The organism is Bacillus sp. FSL W8-0519, assembly GCF_038005585.1.
GTDB lineage: Bacteria > Bacillota > Bacilli > Bacillales > Bacillaceae_G > Bacillus_A > Bacillus_A paranthracis.
The window spans coordinates 3,804,753-3,821,551 of record NZ_JBBOTL010000001.1; the positions used below are offsets into that span (position 1 = coordinate 3,804,753).

Sequence of the window (16,799 nt, forward strand, 5' to 3'; positions counted from 1 at the left end):
TTGAATCAATTACATATTACACGAAAGCATATATATGGCTTTTGGATTTATATATGTTTTAACAATTCAATTAAATTATTATATATTCATTCGACAAGTACGTATAAAGACCTTGCAAGCCACTTTTATTATAAAATAAAAAATAGCCCATCTCTTTAAATAAGAGATGGGCTATTTTCATTACTTAAATTATTTTACAATGTGAATTGGCATTCCAAGAGCAACTTCAGCTGCTTCCATTGTGATTTCACCTAATGTTGGGTGAGCGTGGATTGTTTGAGCGATATCTTCTGCTGTCATTCCAGCTTCGATAGCTAAACCAATCTCAGAAATAATATCAGAAGCGCCTGCACCTGCAACTTGAGCACCTACAAGAAGACCATCTTCTTTACGTGTTACAAGTTGTAAGAAACCGTCAGTGCTGTTTAATGATAATGCACGACCGTTAGCAGCGAATGGGAACTTAGATACAGTTACAGTCATTCCAGCTTCTTCAGCTTGTTTCTTAGTGTAACCAACAGATGCTAATTCTGGATCAGTGAAGCATACTGCAGGAATTCCGATGTAATCGATAGCTGACGCATGGCCACTAATTGCTTCTACAGCTACTTTACCTTCGTAAGAAGCTTTGTGAGCTAATGGTGGTCCAGGAACGATATCACCGATTGCATAGATGTTTGGTACATTTGTACGACATTGCTCATCGATTTCGATGATGCCGCGGTCAGTCATTTTAACTCCAACTTGCTCAAGACCGATTTCTTGAGTGTTTGGACGACGACCTACAGTTACTAATACGTAATCTGCTTCTACAGTTTGGATTTCACCTTTAACTTCGAAGCTAACTTTTACGCCAGTTTCTGTTTCTTCAACGCCTTTAGCCATAGCTTTTGTATGGATTGTTACGTTACCTTTTTTCTGTAGAGCACGTTTAACAACAGAGCTCATAGCTTTTTCGAAACCAGCTAAGATTTCGTCGCCAGCTTCTACTACAGTAACTTCTGTACCGAAGTTAGCATATGCAGTACCTAATTCCATACCGATGTAACCGCCGCCGATTACAACAAGTTTTTTAGGAATTTCAGGTAAGCTTAAAGCACCTGTAGAGTTGATAACACGTTTAGAGTATTTGAATCCTGGAATTTCGATTGGTGTAGAACCAGTTGCAAGAACAGCATTTTTAAACGTATAAGTTTGAGCTGCATCTTCAGTCATTACGCGTAATGTGTTAGCATCTACGAAGTAAGCTTCACCGCGAATGATTTCAACTTTGTTACCTTTAAGAAGGCCTTCAACACCGCCAGTTAATTTCTTAACTACGCCGTTTTTCCATTCTTGAACTTTTGTAAAGTCAACTTTTACGTTCTCTGCAGTGATACCCATGTCATCAGAATGCATTGCATTCTCATAACGATGACCTGCATTGATTAACGCTTTTGAAGGAATACATCCAACGTTTAAGCATACGCCACCAAGGTTAGCTTTTTCAATAATCGCTACCTTTTGACCTAATTGTGCTGCACGAATTGCCGCAACGTATCCACCAGGACCTGCACCAACAACGACTGTATCTAATTCAATTGGGAAATCTCCTACTACCATTGTTATTACGCCTCCATTACTAATAATTGTGGGTCATTCAATAGACGTTTAATTTGGTTTAATGCTTTTTGAGCAGTTGCGCCGTCAATTAAACGATGGTCAAAGCTTAGAGATAATGCTAATACTGGAGCTGCAACGATCTCACCGTTTTTCACAACTGGTTTCTCAGCGATACGGCCGATACCAAGGATTGCTACTTCTGGGTGGTTGATAACTGGAGTGAACCATTGTCCACCTGCAGAACCAATGTTTGTAATTGTGCAAGAAGCGCCTTTCATTTCAGCAGGAGCTAAACGACCTTCACGTGCTTTACCAGCAAGATCATTGATCTCGTTAGAAATTGTGAAGATAGACTTGCGATCTGTATCTTTAACAACTGGTACTAATAGACCTTTGTCTGTATCAGCTGCGATACCGATGTTGAAGTAATGTTTATGAACTACTTCTTGAGAAGCATCATCTAAAGAAGTGTTTAACATTGGGTATTCACGTAATGCAGATGTTAAAGCTTTAACAACGTATGGAAGGTAAGTTAATTTAATACCTTTGTCAGCTGCCACAGCTTTGAACTTCTTACGATGAGCAACAAGTTCAGTTACATCTACTTCATCCATTAATGTTACGTGAGGAGCTGTATGTTTAGAGTTAACCATTGCTTTCGCAATTGCTTTACGGATACCACTCATTTTCTCACGAGTTTCTGGATATTCACCAGCTGGGATTGGTTGTGCTTTTGGTGCTTCTTCTTTCGCTGCTGCTGGAGTAGCTTCTACTGCTGCTGGAGCCTCAGTTGCTGCTACTGCTTGTCCACCATTTGCAAATGCATCGATGTCAGCTTTTACGATACGACCGTTCTTACCAGAACCAGCTACTTTATGAATGTCTACGCCGTTTTCACGAGCATATTTACGAACAGATGGCATAGCGATTACGCGCTCATTTACTACTTCTGCAGTTGCTGCTGGAGTAGCTTCAGCTTTAGGAGCTTCTTCTTTTGCTTCTTCAGCTTTAGGAGCTTCGTCATGATCGTCGCCTTTAAATTTAAGGTTTTCGTATCCAGGAGCATCAAATTTAATTAATGTATCTCCAACTACTGCAACCGTACCTTCTTCTACAAGTACTTCAAGTACTTTACCTTTAACAGGAGAAGGAATTTCTACTACTGCTTTATCATTTTGTACTTCAAGAAGTACGTCGTCTTCGTTTACTTCGTCGCCTGGTTTAATAAACCATTTTACGATTTCACCTTCGTGGATACCTTCACCGATATCTGGTAGTTTAAATTCAAATGCCACGGAATTCAGCCCCCTGATTCATTTCTTTATTATGGAATATGGCAAAAGAAATCAGCATGTGCTGATTTCTTTTGCACATGAATAAGTAAAAATTAGAAGTTCATTACTTTGTTAACAGCTTCAACAATATCTTTATGGTTTGGTAACCATACGCTCTCAGCTTGAGAGAATGGGAATACTGTATCAGCAGCTGCAACACGTACAACTGGAGCTTCTAAGTTTAAAATTGCACGGTCGTTAATTTCCGCTACAACGTTAGCTGCAATACCAGCTTGTTTTTGAGCTTCTTGAACTACAACTACGCGGCCTGTTTTTTCAACAGAAGCGATGATTGTTTCGATATCTAATGGTTGAACTGTACGTAAGTCAACAACTTCTAAAGAGATACCTTCTTTTTCAAGTTCTTCAGCAGCTTTTAATGCAGCGTGAACCATAGCACCGTAAGCGATAACAGATACATCTGTACCTTCACGTTTGATGTCAGCTTTGCCTAAATCAATTGTGTATTCACCTTCTGGTACATCTTGACGGAATGAACGGTACAATTTCATATGCTCTAAGTAGATAACTGGATCGTTGTCACGAATCGCAGAGATTAAAAGACCTTTTGCATCGTATGGAGTAGATGGAATAACAACTTTTAGACCAGGTTGTTGAGCCACTAAACCTTCTAAGCTATCAGCATGTAGTTCAGGAGTATGAACACCACCACCGAATGGAGAACGAACTGTTACTGGAGCAGTCCAACGTCCACCAGAACGGTAACGCATACGAGCTAATTGACCAGAAATTGAATCCATTACTTCATAAACGAAACCGAAGAATTGGATTTCTGGAACTGGACGGAATCCTTCAAGTGCAAGTCCAACTGCAAGTCCACCAATACCAGACTCTGCAAGTGGAGTATCCATTACACGGTCTTCACCGAATTCAGCTTGTAAACCTTCAGTAGCACGGAATACACCGCCGTTTACACCAACGTCTTCACCAAACACAAGTACGTTAGGGTCATTTTTCATTTCAACGCGTAAAGCATCAGTGATTGCTTGAATCATTGTCATTTGAGCCATGGCTTACTTCGACTCCTTTTCTTTGTAAATTTCATATTGTTCAGCTAAGTTGTAAGGCATTTTTTCGTACATGATTTCCATTAAATCAGTAACTTTTTGTTTTGGAGCTTGGTCAGCCTTAGCAATTGCTTGTTTGATATCTTCTTTTGCTTCTTCGATTACTTTCTCTTCAACTTCTTGAGACCATAGGCCTTTGTTTTCTAAGAATGCACGGAAGCGTACGATTGGATCTTTTTGTTCCCATTCGTTCTCGATATCTTTTGTACGGTAACGAGTTGGGTCATCACCAGCCATTGTATGTGGACCGTAACGGAATGTTAAAGTCTCGATTAAAGTAGGACCTTCACCATTTACTGCACGCTCACGAGCGAAAGCAGTTGCTGCGTATACAGCTAATGGATCCATACCGTCTACTTGAATTCCGTAAATACCTGCTGCTACTGCTTTTTGTGCTACAGTTTTAGCTGCAGATTGCTTTTCTACTGGAGTAGAGATTGCATAACGGTTGTTTTGTACAACGAAGATTGCTGGAGCTTTGAATGCACCCGCAAAGTTCATACCTTCGTAGAAGTCACCTTGTGAAGCACCACCGTCACCAGTGTAAGTAATTGCAACAGATTTTTTACCACGTAATTTCATACCTAACGCAACACCAGCAGTTTGGATGATTTGCGCACCGATGATGATTTGTGGAGCAAGTGCATTTACGTTCTCAGGCATTTGGTTACCCATGAAATGTCCACGAGAGAATAAGAATGCTTGGTATAATGGTAAACCGTGCCATACTAATTGTGGCACATCACGATATCCTGGTAAGATGAAATCTTCTGCTTCAAGTGCGAAATGACTTGCTAATTGAGAAGCCTCTTGTCCAGCTGTTGGTGCGTAGAAACCTAAACGTCCTTGACGGTTTAAAGAAATAGAACGTTGATCTAGTACGCGAGTATACACCATACGGCGCATTAATTCTTTTAATTGATCATCAGATAATTCAGGCATAGCTGCTTCATTCACAACTTCGCCTTTTTCATTTAAAATTTGTAATGTTTCAAATTGAGCTGCGATAGCTTTCATTTGCTCATCAACATTAAATAGGGTCTTTTTTGTTTTAGTACCCATTCCGTTCACCTCTTCCTCTCTTGAACCATATTCTGAAACGCTTTCACTATCTATTAGCTAGATGGAAACCGCAACAATGTAAACCAACAAATTTATTTGTCGGTTGAGAATAATTTTGTGTACCTAACAATCTGTACTAATGTTTTTTCAGAAACATATTAATACAATCTTGATCACGTTTTTTAGTTTACAACTATTCTAATTACGATGTCAATTACTTTGAATACGTTTTTTTATAAATAATCTGCAGGTTTCTCCTACACAAACGTGTTTTTATTTTTCACATCTGTATTAGTAAGCATTAACCTACTGTTATATTATTCCCTTTTTAACTTGTTTTTTCTCTTAGAATAATATGTAAACGATTTAATTCCCTTTAGTTTTTCTCTCTTCTTAGCAAAAATATACAAACTCTTCTTCCTTTTATAGGTAATTACCCATACATTTCTACTCTTCCCTCCATACATTATAGTAACCGCAGTATTAGCGGGAAATGATAAAGGAGGTCATCTCATGTACGGATATTCATATTGCTATCCAACTTGTTCATATCCTTCCTACGGTTATGGCGGTTCTTGTGGCGGGTCTGGACGCGGCTTCGCCTTAATCGTTGTGTTGTTTATTCTTTTAATTATCGTTGGTGCTGCTTGCATTCGCTAATGTAAAATGAAACAACTATGGAAAGAAAGAGACGGCTCTGCCGTCTCTTTCTTTTTATTCCTACATAACCGATCTATCTTCCCCTTACTTGCCGATGACTTTTTCCATCTCCTTTGGTAGACTAAAAAGGAAAGGAGAGATTACATATGCTTACAATGAAAGATGTAATTCGCGAAGGAGATCCTATTTTGCGAAACGTTGCAGAAGAGGTAGTACTACCAGCGAGCGAAGAAGATACAAATACTCTTAAGGAAATGATTGAATTTGTAATAAATAGCCAAGATCCTGAAATGGCTGAAAAATATAGTTTACGCCCTGGAATCGGATTAGCGGCTCCGCAAATCGGTATTTCAAAAAGAATGATTGCGGTTCATGTAACAGATACGGACGGTACGTTATATAGTCATGCATTATTTAATCCAAAAATCATTAGCCATTCTGTTGAACGTACATATTTACAAAGTGGTGAAGGCTGTCTATCAGTAGACCGTGAAGTACCTGGTTATGTCCCTCGTTATACAAGAATTACAGTGAAAGCAACTTCTATTAACGGCGAAGAAGTAAAGTTACGTTTAAAAGGGTTACCAGCAATTGTATTTCAACATGAAATTGACCATTTAAATGGTGTTATGTTCTATGATCACATTAATAAAGAAAATCCATTTGCCGCTCCTGACGATTCAAAACCTCTAGAGCGATAGTAAAAAAGGCGGAATATACTCTTCCGCCTTTTTACTATATGAAATAGATTCCATATTCACTTATAGCAATCCAGCCCATTTTAAACCATGATATATACCGTCTTCACTAACATCCTTTGTCACATGATTTGCAAGTTTTTTCAAGTCTTCATGACCATTCCCCATCACAATACCTGTCCCAACTGCTTCAATCATTTCTAAATCATTTAAGCCATCCCCAAATGCATACACTTGTTCACGGTTAAATCCTAGCTTTTCAATGAATTTCTCAATCCCTTTTGCCTTAGAACCACCATTTGGAATAATATCCATTGAATACGCATGCCAGCGAATAAAATGAAAGTCTGGGTACTGATTTATAAACTTTTCTTCTTCATTTACTTCACAGAAAAGAAGTGTTTGATAAATATTACGCTTCTCATAAAAATCAGGTTCATATGCCGGATGCTCAAAATGTAAACTGCCAAACCCTTCTTTCACATAATCATGATATTCCACTGATGCTCTCATTTCTTGATGATCAAGATATACAAGTGGATATCCTTCTTGTTTTGCAAACTGAGTAAACTTATGTAGAGCAGCTGGATGTAATGGGTTATTAAATACTACCTCATCTTCAAATACAACGTACTGTCCATTAAAGCTAACATAATTGTGGATATTAAGTTCCTTACGAATATCTTCGAACATAAATGGCGCACGTCCTGTCGCAATTGCTACATGCACGCCTTTTTCTTGTAACTGCCTTACTGCGTCTCGCGTAGATTGCGGAATCTTCTTATCATGATCTAATAATGTTCCATCAATATCAAAAAAGACAATTTTATCATTCATTTGTCAAAATCCTTTCTGTTACTCTATATTCCTATTTTGATTATCGCTTTTCAAATACTAAAAAAAAGTATAACATATTAAACATCTGTGAAGAAAGCGTTCACTTTCTGACCTTATTTATGAAACCTGCATATATATATTAGTAAAAAATGTGGATACTTGTTCGTATGAATTTTCTTTTCTATTCTTTCTCATACTATAGCTATAACTAACGGCTACTAATCGTTACTATAGAATAACTTTCTCTGTATGAGAAAAGACAAGATTCAACATTCACTTTTGTCCTCTTTCTTATATCAGAGACGGCGTTTTCACTAGTAATATGCATGTTTAAAATAAGGAAAGGAAGGAGTAATCATGCTGAAGAAGCTGAAGAAAAAGCTGAAGCGTTATTTAAAAGATCTAGTCCGTAAAAAGACGATCGCTTAAATTATGCCCATTTCGGGCTTTTTCTTCATTCTCATTCGAAAAAACATGAAAATCGTGACTGTTTGCTTTATAATAAGTAACAGATAATGCAAAACATAGACAAGGAGAGGTTTTCCAAATGATTTTTAAAGTATTTTATCAAGAAAAAATGACTGAGGTTCCAGTACGTGAAAATACAAAAGTTTTATATTTAGAGGCTACGTCTGAGAAGGATGTTCGTACAAAATTAAATAAGTTCGCATATAATATCGAATTCGTTCAGTCTGTGACTGGCAATCATCTTGAATATGAAAAAGAAAACGCTGATTTAACATTAGCGGAAATCGTATAGTCATATGAAATTTCTAAAGAATGATCAAGCAGCCGTTTTTGCTTTAGGTGGTCTTGGTGAAATCGGTAAAAATACATATGCTGTTCAATTTCAAGATGAAATTATTATAATTGACGCTGGAATTAAGTTTCCAGAAGACGAACTCCTCGGAATCGATTATGTAATACCAGATTACACTTATTTTGTGCGAAACGAAGATAAAATTAAAGGGCTATTCATTACACATGGTCACGAAGATCATATCGGTGGAATTCCTTACTTATTACGTCAAGTGAACATTCCGATTTATGGCGGAAAATTAGCAATTGCACTAATCAAAAACAAATTAGAAGAGCACGGATTACTTCGTAAAGCAAAGCTTTATGAAATTCAAGAAGATGATGTTATTAAATTTAAAAAGACATCTGTTTCCTTCTTCCGTACAACTCACAGTATCCCAGATTCATACGGAGTTGTTGTGAAAACACCTCAAGGACAAGTGGTTCATACTGGAGATTTCAAATTTGACTTCACACCGGTTGGTGAACCAGCGGACTTAACAAAAATGGCTGAAATCGGAAAAGACGGTGTACTTTGTCTCTTATCTGACAGTACAAACAGTGAAGTTCCAAACTTTACAATGTCTGAGCGCCGTGTTGGTGATAGTATTCAAGATATTTTCCGCAAAGTAGAAGGTCGTATTATCTTCGCAACCTTTGCATCAAATATCCATCGCTTGCAACAAGTCGTTGAAGCGGCTGTTGAAAACAATCGTAAAGTGGCTGTATTTGGCCGAAGTATGGAGGCAGCGATTGAAATCGGACAAAACCTCGGTTATATTCGCTGTCCGAAAGATACATTCATAGATGCATCTCAATTAAATCGTCTACCGGCTAATAAAGTTGTTATTTTATGTACAGGTAGTCAAGGGGAGCCAATGGCAGCACTTTCACGTATTGCTAATGGTACCCATCGTCAAATTCAAATTATTCCTGGCGACACAGTTGTGTTCTCTTCTTCACCAATCCCTGGTAATACAATTAGTGTAAGCCGTACAATTAATATGTTGTACCGTGCTGGTGCTGATGTAATCCACGGAAAACTGTCAAACATTCACACGAGTGGACACGGTGGACAAGAAGAACAAAAACTAATGCTTCGTCTAATTAAACCGAAGTATTTCATGCCAATTCATGGTGAATATCGTATGCAACGTATGCATATGAAATTAGCAAATGATTGTGGTATTCCAGAAGAAAACTGTTTCATTATGGATAATGGTGATGTTCTTGCCTTACGTTCAGATGAAGCAAGTGTAGCTGGTAAAATACCATCTGGATCTGTTTATATTGACGGAAATGGTATTGGAGATATCGGTAATATCGTATTACGCGATCGTCGTATCCTTTCTGAAGAAGGACTTGTTATTGTCGTTGTAAGCATTGATATGAAAGAATTTAAAGTTGCAGCAGGGCCTGATATTATCTCACGTGGTTTCGTTTATATGCGCGAAAGTAGTGATTTAATTAATGATGCTCAAACATTAATTACAACTCATTTAGAAAAAGTAATGGAACGTAAAACAACGCAATGGTCTGAAATTAAAAATGAAATTACAGATACATTAGCACCATTCCTATATGAGAAAACGAAACGTCGCCCAATGATTTTACCAATCATTATGGAGATATAAGAAAAAGGACAATACCTTTATGGTATTGTCCTTTTCTCTTATCTTAAAAAGTGCTTGAAACGATCTACTTCATCGTCATGACCAATTACAATTAATATATCTCCCGCTTGAATGTTTTCCGTAGCTCGAGGAGATACAATAACTTCTTTACCACGTTTAATCGCTACAATATTCAATCCAAACTTCGCACGAATATCTAATTCGATTAAAGAATGACCATCGATTTTTTTATTTGCAATAATCTCTACAATACTATGCTCATCTGAAAGCTCAAGATAGTCTAATACATTACTTGATGCAATATTATTAGCAATCCTTTTTCCCATATCACGCTCTGGGTGCACAATGTGATCTGCTCCTATTTTACTTAATACTTTTTCATGGTAATCATTTTGAGCTTTTACAGTAATATTTTTTACACCTAACTCTTTCAGAATTAACGTTGTTAAAATACTTGAATTCAAATTGTCCCCAATCGCAACGACTACATGATCAAAATTACGAATACCAAGACTTTTTAATACCATCTCATCTGTTGAATCTGCAATTACAGCATGTGAAGCTATATTTGCAAACTCATTAATTTTATCCTCATCTGAGTCAATTGCCATTACTTCCATACCTAATTGAGCAAGTTCTCGACAAATACTTCCACCAAAACGCCCAAGCCCAATGACAGCAAATTCTTTCTCTTTTTCACCCACAGGAATTCCTCCAATAACATCGAATACTATGTATTTTTATTGTAACATACTTTAGATTTGCTACAAAAACCTGTATATCATTCTTTATTTTTGTTTTTGCATATAAAAATACTGTTGTAAATAAAATGCGATACTGAAAATTAACATACCAAATACAAATATGTTTCCAAATGAACTAAACGTTTCAAAAACGAATAATAACGTTTCTTGTCCGAAGAAAGCAAATAATAGTTGTGTGAATGCGAATAGCAATGCCAATATATAATGGTGTTGATGAAATAAATAATGCGTTGCACCTAAAAAAGCGATAAACGAAAGAATAAAAATCCACCAATTTTCTAAAAACAGTTGCCAATTCGTAAATTGATACCCATTTACTAATATCGCAATAATTGCTATAACCGCCATCGTTGGCACACTCCATAACAATGCACGCCCTCTAAAGAAATGCGTACCTTTTACATCTCCCTTTTCATTTGCAATGTATGTTAGCACGACAGTACTTATATACAACACAGAGAGAATTGTTAAAACAATTATGAGCCAAAAATGCAACTGATAATATTCATGTTCTATATTCGTCACGATAGCAGCTAGCATACACGGTATTAGCATTCCCGTCCAACCATCTACTTTTCTCTCATTCCAAAATACCGTATTACCAATACGAATTCCTAATAGCATAAAAATAATGATACCTAGTACAAATAATGTAGTCTTATTTCCTACTAAGCTCGTTGAAAAAGCAATTAATCCAATAAATAAAAAAAGAACGAACCCATTCATAATTTCTAGTACAGGTGATAAATACCTTTTCACCCAGTTGTATGTCTCTTCATATTCATTATTATTCGCTAAACGGTAGGCATAAAAACTTATCCCAAAATAAACCGCCGCAATAATAACATATGTATATAAAACAAAACATAAAATCGCACTGCTAATCTGCACGTAATTCCCCACCCTTTTTTCTACGTTTCACCTTGATTTTACACACTTTCCACACGAATTGTAAACATATATAAGCTAGTTAACTAATCATCTTCTCAATAAGCGATAATGAATAATGAGCAGCGGCTCAAAACCACTGCTCATTATTTTATCCATTTGTATGCCGATGTGTACTCAAAACAAATATGAAAGATGTTTTCACCTTGGAACTAACGAATACCCACCAAGTTGGCGAGCAAATTTACTTTCTAGTTCCCTTCCATTTTACATATTGATCTAAAAATACGATAGCTTTCTCAATAGCCTCTTCATCTGGCTTTAATTTTGCGTGATGTAAACCATATTCTGAATTTACCCCAAGCCAAAACATAAATCCAGGAATCTCTTGAAGCATATAACCAAAATCTTCACCTGTCATTGCCTCAGTACATGTAATTACTTTCATATCAGTTTGTTCACTTACAAATTGCATAAACTCTCTCGTTAATGCTTCATGATTGTATACTTGATGATACATCGCTCCGTAGTCAATAACGGCTTCACATTGGAAGGAAGCTTCTATACCTGCAACAATTGCCTCAATCCTACTTTTAACACGGCTCATCGATTCCACTGATAACGTTCGGATCGTTCCCTCTAATCGAGACTTTTCTGCTATGATATTTTGAACTGTACCGCCTGTTATTTTTCCGATTGTAATTACTGCACTATCAAGTGGGTTTACATTACGACTAATAACAGACTGAAGCTGTGTAACAAGGTGACTAGCTGCGACAATCATATCATTTGCAGTATGAGGATAAGCTGCATGTCCACCTTTCCCCTTTAAATCAACATATAACTCTGATGTATTTGCAAATAATAGCCCCTCTTTTGTAGCAATTGTCCCTACAGGGTATTCAGGTGCAATATGAAGGCCGAGAATAATATTTGGCTTCCATTCTTTTAACTCTTCACTCTCTAACATAGGAAGAGCCCCTCCAGGCCCTTCTTCAGCTGGTTGGAATAGAAATACAAGGTCATCATCTATTCTTTCTGTTACAGCTGCTGTTAGAAGGCCTAAACCGATTGTCGTATGTAAGTCATGTCCACATGCATGCATCATTCCTTCATGAACAGAAGCGAACTCATATCCAGTTTCCTCTGTAATTGGTAAACCGTCTATATCTGCGCGATAACCTATAACTTTTTCTGGATTTTTTCCCTTTACTTTAACAATGACACCCGTTCTCCATACTTTCACTTCCACATGTTCATTCGAAAGCGTTCCTATGTAATCTAAAATATACTGTTGTGTTTTCCACTCTTTAAATCCAATTTCCGGTATTTTGTGTAAGTCTCTACGAATTTGAACGAATTTGCTTACTGCCATTTTTGCACCTCTATCTATAAAAAGCGTAAGAGCCTGTTTATGCTCTTACGCTTTTTTGTTTTTATTTCTCTGGGTTTAATTGACGAAGTTCTTGTTTAATTTCAGTTTTTGCTTTTGTCTTCTCATCAATCTCTTTAATTACACGTGCTGGAGTACCTGCTACAACTGTATATGGAGGTACATCTTCTGTTACAACAGCTCCTGCTGCTACAACTGCACCTTTACCTACTGTAACTCCCTCTAACACAACTACGTTAGCACCAATAACAACATCGTCTTCAACGATAACTGGTTTTGCTGAAGGTGGCTCAATAACACCTGCAAGTACTGCGCCTGCACCTACGTGACAGTTCTTACCAACAGTTGCACGTCCACCAAGTACCGCGTTCATGTCGATCATAGACCCTTCACCAATTACAGCACCGATATTAATTGTTGCATTCATCATAATAACAGCGTTGTCGCCGATTTCAACGTGGTCACGAATAATCGCACCTGGCTCAATACGAGCTTTAATACCTTTTAAATCAAGCATTGGAATTGCAGAATTACGACGGTCATTTTCAACAACGTAATCAACAATGTACTTGCTATTTTCATCTAGAATTGTCTTAATTTCAGACCATTCTCCAAATAATACACCAGACTTTTTATTTACAAATGCTTGTACCGTTTCAGGGAATGTTACTTCTTTTAAATCCCCTTTTATGTATACCTTTACAGGAGTTTTCTTTTCACTTTTTTGAATAAACGAAATAATTTCGTTAGCGTCCATCATTTTCATTCTTGTTGCCTCCTAAATCCATTTATAATGTTACTCTACCAAACGATAGGGCGAGTAGCAAGATAATAATCCTATTTTTCCATTTGAATTTCTTCTATAATTTCTAAAAATGCTTGTACTTGCTTCAATTGTCTAGCTGATTCACTCGTCAACAACCATGTTTCTCTCGTTAATTGGACAGGTGTTTTATACATATTTTCCTGTACTTCTTTTAGAACAGTAGAAGGTAAAAGAGCATAACCTATACCATTTAAAACGAGTTGTTTGCAAGTCTCAATTTGATCAACGACAATCGTTCTCTTAGGTGGATTAGAAAATAAACCATACCACCAATTTTGTATTTGTCCATAATAAGTCGAATCACTTTTAAATTGAATAAATGGTCTATTTGTTTCTTTTAACATCGAAATATCTTTTATTTCTTTATCCACTAAATAAAGTTCATCTTCAAATAATTGTTGCTTCTGGCCTTTATATTCTTGTGTTCCTCTCAATATAGCAACATGCACGTCTCCTTCATAAAATTGCTTTTGCACTTCACTACTCCAGCCAGTAAACAGCGATATTTTTACAGAAGGATATTTATGTACAAACTTCTTCAAAACAGGAGGAAGCCAATATTGACCAATAACTGATGCGACAGCAATTTTTAACGTCCCGTGAGTTTCTGTTCTAAAAACAGCTAGTTCACTTTTAATATCCTCTTCCCTTTGTAGCATTTCTTTTGCGTAATTTGCAACTTTTTCCCCTTCAGGTGTAATTGTCAATCCTTTTTGCGAGCGAATAAAAAACTTCATTCCCCATTGTTTCTCCATAGATTGTAATCGTTGACTAAGCGCAGGTTGTGAAACAAATAAACGTTCCGCCGCTTTTCTCATATTTGATTCCTGTGCTAACACAACCATCATTTGAAAATCATCAATTTGCAACTTTCTCCCTCTTTCCTTAGCTTCCATACACCTTATCTCAATAAGCTTTTCATCCGTAATTTAACTACATACGCTTATATTTTTTATCTTTTTAAATATAATACATACACAACTGATATGCACGAAAAAAAAGTGACTTCTTCGGTTCTATGAAGTCACTTTTCTCACATTATCGATTATGTTGCCTTACTTTTTTATTCAACAATTTTAAAATCGCTCGACGTGTTAAAATCCCCTCAAAATACCCATCTTCATTGACAGCGCAAATAAATGGATGATCAATAGTCATTTCTAATGCTTTTGCAAACGAATCTTCTAACTTAAGAACCGGAATATCTTTCTTCATTACTTGCTCTACTTTCATCTCTTCAAGTCTTTCAAACTCAATGCGTTCTAGCCCTAACATACCGTCTAAAATCATAGCAGTACTAATTAACCCGTGCAATTTGTACATCGGGTCCAAAACAGGTATCGCCGAATATCCAGATTTCACAAGTACGAGTAAAGCATGCTCTAAACCATTCCCTATTTGAACGTGTGCTACTTTTTCTGATGAAATCATTAAATCTTTTACAAAAATTTGTTGAAACTCGTCTTTTGGAATACTAATCATATTACATCCCCCATTTTCCCTTTTTCCTGCTTATAATCACCGGCTCTATTCACATTTTATGACAGCGTTTTCATATTATTATTTTGTCCTTACATTCTTTCAGTAAAAAACAAAATTACACAGCTATTTTAGCATATAACACAAAAAAAAGACTACCATTCCGGTAGCGCTTAATACCCTTTATTTTTTAATCTGTAAAATAACCTTGTGATTTTTTTATATTGCATCACGTCTGTCTTTTTTAAACCATTCTCGATATCTGTAAGTTCCACAGCTAAAATTTCACTCGCATAATTTTGCTGAAATAAAATATCTAGTAACAAACTTTCCTCTTCTTCCGTTAAAACAAATTCCCTTTTCATATACCCCTCTCCTTATACTCGCATCGTTACCATTATTATATAAAATTTTCAGCCTATTTAATAGATGTAATATTCAGTTTTTAGTGAAAGAAATATATAAATTGTTTTTATTTCGTATATCGATTCGCATAACTAAACGCCGCATAAGCATCTGGCTTAATTTTTGCAGTTAATCCCATCGCTTGAATTTTCGCTGTCATATCTAGAATAAATTCTTTTGTTAAACCATCATTTCCGATATCTAAGTGAATCTCCATTATAAAACCAGCCCCATCTTGAGCATATGGATGCAATAAATCCCATATTGTTTGTATATGATTTGGAGTAAATAGGCATGCAATTTCTTGACTAAACTGCGTCTCTAAATATATTTTCTCACGTAAAGTTTCTGGCTTATCTTTTACTGATTGATGGTGTAAACACCCCCAGGCTCCTTTTCCAACGCGATGAATATGAATTGCCGTAATAAACCTCGTATCCTTTTGATGTGCTTGTGAGTCTGTCCCAATGGATAAACGATATAAATTTCGCGGATCCTTTTCAATAAAGTTACAAATACGGGTAAAGACCATATCAAAATTTAAATGTCTCTCTGAAACATTATAAAATTTATGTTCACCGGCCACATAGTCACGTCCTTTCAATTAGACAGACTTTTCGTATTCTCATTGTATGGGACAAAAACAAAAATTATAACTCCCTACCCTTTATTCGTTTCAATATTCCGAATTACATAATGGCAAACTTGGCACGTATAAATTACGTTTTGATTCGATTGAGCCGTTAGTACATGAATAATCTCAGCAGAATTGTGACAATTAGGACAAATCACAACTGGTAAACGTTCCATATAACACACCTCCTCACTATTTTCATCCCGCTATTTACTATCCGTCCTCAATTGGTGATGGATAATAAGCTGTATAGGATGAAGGAACCCTACTAATTACACTTTCACTTTATTACCATTGTAGGAAAAATGAAAAATCCTTATACATATATACTAAAAGTAATAGAACTAAAAAAGGTGTTGCCCCATGGCAACACCTTTTTTATATGTATCAAGAAATGATATCGTAAATCTCAATTGCAACCATGTCGATATTATCGAATTGATACACTTGAGGTTTTTCACCTTGTTGATACACTTCTAACTCATACATTTCACTTTTATCGAAAAATTTCACGCTACATTTGCGCTCACCGTTCACTTCAAAATAGCGTTGTGCTACTTCACCGCTTTCAGCTTGTTCTTGTAGACTAACAAGTCGAGTTAAAATTCCTTGGAGTAGAGACATGAAATCTCTCCTTTCTCTGATCTTCCTACCAATAGGTTTTACAGCTATACTCATTCTATCCGTCATAACAGAA

At 36.4% G+C, this 16,799-nt stretch carries 19 protein-coding genes; 4 read left to right on the forward strand and 15 right to left on the reverse strand.

Annotated features, from left to right (window positions below; all coding sequences use genetic code 11):
- Positions 1-189 precede the first annotated feature (189 nt).
- The 4 genes from lpdA to pdhA form a co-directional block, all read right to left on the reverse strand.
- Positions 190-1,602, reverse strand: coding sequence for a dihydrolipoyl dehydrogenase (gene lpdA, locus NST14_RS19785; protein WP_000260111.1), 1,413 nt, complete (start codon positions 1,600-1,602; stop codon positions 190-192).
- Positions 1,603-1,607: 5 nt separating this feature from the next.
- Positions 1,608-2,897: a pyruvate dehydrogenase complex dihydrolipoyllysine-residue acetyltransferase gene (gene pdhC, locus NST14_RS19790; protein ID WP_000863427.1), complete on the reverse strand. Its 1,290-nt coding sequence runs from the start codon at positions 2,895-2,897 to the stop codon at positions 1,608-1,610.
- A 92-nt stretch (positions 2,898-2,989) separates the two neighbouring features.
- A complete protein-coding gene (pdhB, locus tag NST14_RS19795; protein ID WP_000068166.1) occupies positions 2,990-3,967 on the reverse strand; it encodes a pyruvate dehydrogenase complex E1 component subunit beta in 978 nt (325 codons plus the stop codon).
- Positions 3,968-3,970: 3 nt separating this feature from the next.
- On the reverse strand, positions 3,971-5,086 hold the full coding sequence (gene pdhA, locus NST14_RS19800) for a pyruvate dehydrogenase E1 component subunit alpha (RefSeq protein ID WP_000536893.1): 1,116 nt from the start codon (positions 5,084-5,086) through the stop codon (positions 3,971-3,973).
- 513 nt (positions 5,087-5,599) lie between these two features.
- On the opposite strand from pdhA, the gene NST14_RS19805 reads away from it, so the two are divergent.
- The gene (locus NST14_RS19805) at positions 5,600-5,746 is read left to right on the forward strand and encodes a YjcZ family sporulation protein (protein WP_000274562.1); all 147 of its coding nucleotides are present in this window, start codon (positions 5,600-5,602) and stop codon (positions 5,744-5,746) included.
- 146 nt (positions 5,747-5,892) lie between these two features.
- The gene (def, locus tag NST14_RS19810) at positions 5,893-6,447 is read left to right on the forward strand and encodes a peptide deformylase (protein ID WP_000957059.1); all 555 of its coding nucleotides are present in this window, start codon (positions 5,893-5,895) and stop codon (positions 6,445-6,447) included.
- Between the two features lie 60 nt (positions 6,448-6,507).
- Here the strand turns inward: def and NST14_RS19815 are convergent, their stop codons facing one another.
- Positions 6,508-7,281 (reverse strand): Cof-type HAD-IIB family hydrolase, encoded by a 774-nt coding sequence (locus tag NST14_RS19815; RefSeq protein WP_000998288.1) that lies wholly within the window; start codon positions 7,279-7,281, stop codon positions 6,508-6,510.
- Positions 7,282-7,828: 547 nt separating this feature from the next.
- Here NST14_RS19815 and NST14_RS19820 point away from each other — a divergent pair.
- Together NST14_RS19820 and rnjA are read left to right on the forward strand one after the other, a co-directional pair.
- Positions 7,829-8,041, forward strand: a complete 213-nt coding sequence (locus NST14_RS19820) for a DNA-dependent RNA polymerase subunit epsilon (protein WP_000576444.1) — start codon at positions 7,829-7,831, stop codon at positions 8,039-8,041.
- 4 nt (positions 8,042-8,045) lie between these two features.
- Positions 8,046-9,713 (forward strand): ribonuclease J1, encoded by a 1,668-nt coding sequence (rnjA, locus tag NST14_RS19825; RefSeq protein WP_000670368.1) that lies wholly within the window; start codon positions 8,046-8,048, stop codon positions 9,711-9,713.
- Positions 9,714-9,751: 38 nt separating this feature from the next.
- Here rnjA and NST14_RS19830 read toward each other — a convergent pair whose 3' ends face one another.
- From NST14_RS19830 to NST14_RS19875, 10 genes are all read right to left on the reverse strand, one after another.
- Positions 9,752-10,417, reverse strand: coding sequence for a potassium channel family protein (locus tag NST14_RS19830; protein ID WP_000504032.1), 666 nt, complete (start codon positions 10,415-10,417; stop codon positions 9,752-9,754).
- 84 nt (positions 10,418-10,501) lie between these two features.
- Positions 10,502-11,368 (reverse strand): hypothetical protein, encoded by an 867-nt coding sequence (locus tag NST14_RS19835; protein WP_001167329.1) that lies wholly within the window; start codon positions 11,366-11,368, stop codon positions 10,502-10,504.
- A 241-nt stretch (positions 11,369-11,609) separates the two neighbouring features.
- The gene (locus NST14_RS19840) at positions 11,610-12,740 is read right to left on the reverse strand and encodes an N-acetyldiaminopimelate deacetylase (RefSeq protein ID WP_000301165.1); all 1,131 of its coding nucleotides are present in this window, start codon (positions 12,738-12,740) and stop codon (positions 11,610-11,612) included.
- A gap of 61 nt (positions 12,741-12,801) precedes the next feature.
- Positions 12,802-13,524, reverse strand: a complete 723-nt coding sequence (gene dapD / locus NST14_RS19845; RefSeq protein WP_000783248.1) for a 2,3,4,5-tetrahydropyridine-2,6-dicarboxylate N-acetyltransferase — start codon at positions 13,522-13,524, stop codon at positions 12,802-12,804.
- 71 nt (positions 13,525-13,595) lie between these two features.
- A complete protein-coding gene (locus tag NST14_RS19850) occupies positions 13,596-14,480 on the reverse strand; it encodes a LysR family transcriptional regulator (protein WP_001984809.1) in 885 nt (294 codons plus the stop codon).
- Positions 14,481-14,622: 142 nt separating this feature from the next.
- Positions 14,623-15,066 (reverse strand): cyclic-di-AMP-binding protein CbpB, encoded by a 444-nt coding sequence (gene cbpB / locus NST14_RS19855; RefSeq protein WP_000623568.1) that lies wholly within the window; start codon positions 15,064-15,066, stop codon positions 14,623-14,625.
- 170 nt (positions 15,067-15,236) lie between these two features.
- Positions 15,237-15,428, reverse strand: coding sequence for an antirepressor AbbA (abbA, locus tag NST14_RS19860; RefSeq protein ID WP_000817794.1), 192 nt, complete (start codon positions 15,426-15,428; stop codon positions 15,237-15,239).
- A gap of 107 nt (positions 15,429-15,535) precedes the next feature.
- Positions 15,536-16,054: a ribonuclease H-like YkuK family protein gene (locus NST14_RS19865; RefSeq protein ID WP_000896651.1), complete on the reverse strand. Its 519-nt coding sequence runs from the start codon at positions 16,052-16,054 to the stop codon at positions 15,536-15,538.
- A gap of 74 nt (positions 16,055-16,128) precedes the next feature.
- Complete coding sequence (locus NST14_RS19870; protein WP_000440537.1) at positions 16,129-16,278, reverse strand: hypothetical protein; 150 nt, start codon at positions 16,276-16,278, stop codon at positions 16,129-16,131.
- 211 nt (positions 16,279-16,489) lie between these two features.
- The gene (locus tag NST14_RS19875) at positions 16,490-16,726 is read right to left on the reverse strand and encodes a YkuJ family protein (protein WP_000055151.1); all 237 of its coding nucleotides are present in this window, start codon (positions 16,724-16,726) and stop codon (positions 16,490-16,492) included.
- Between the last annotated feature and the right edge of the window lie 73 nt (positions 16,727-16,799).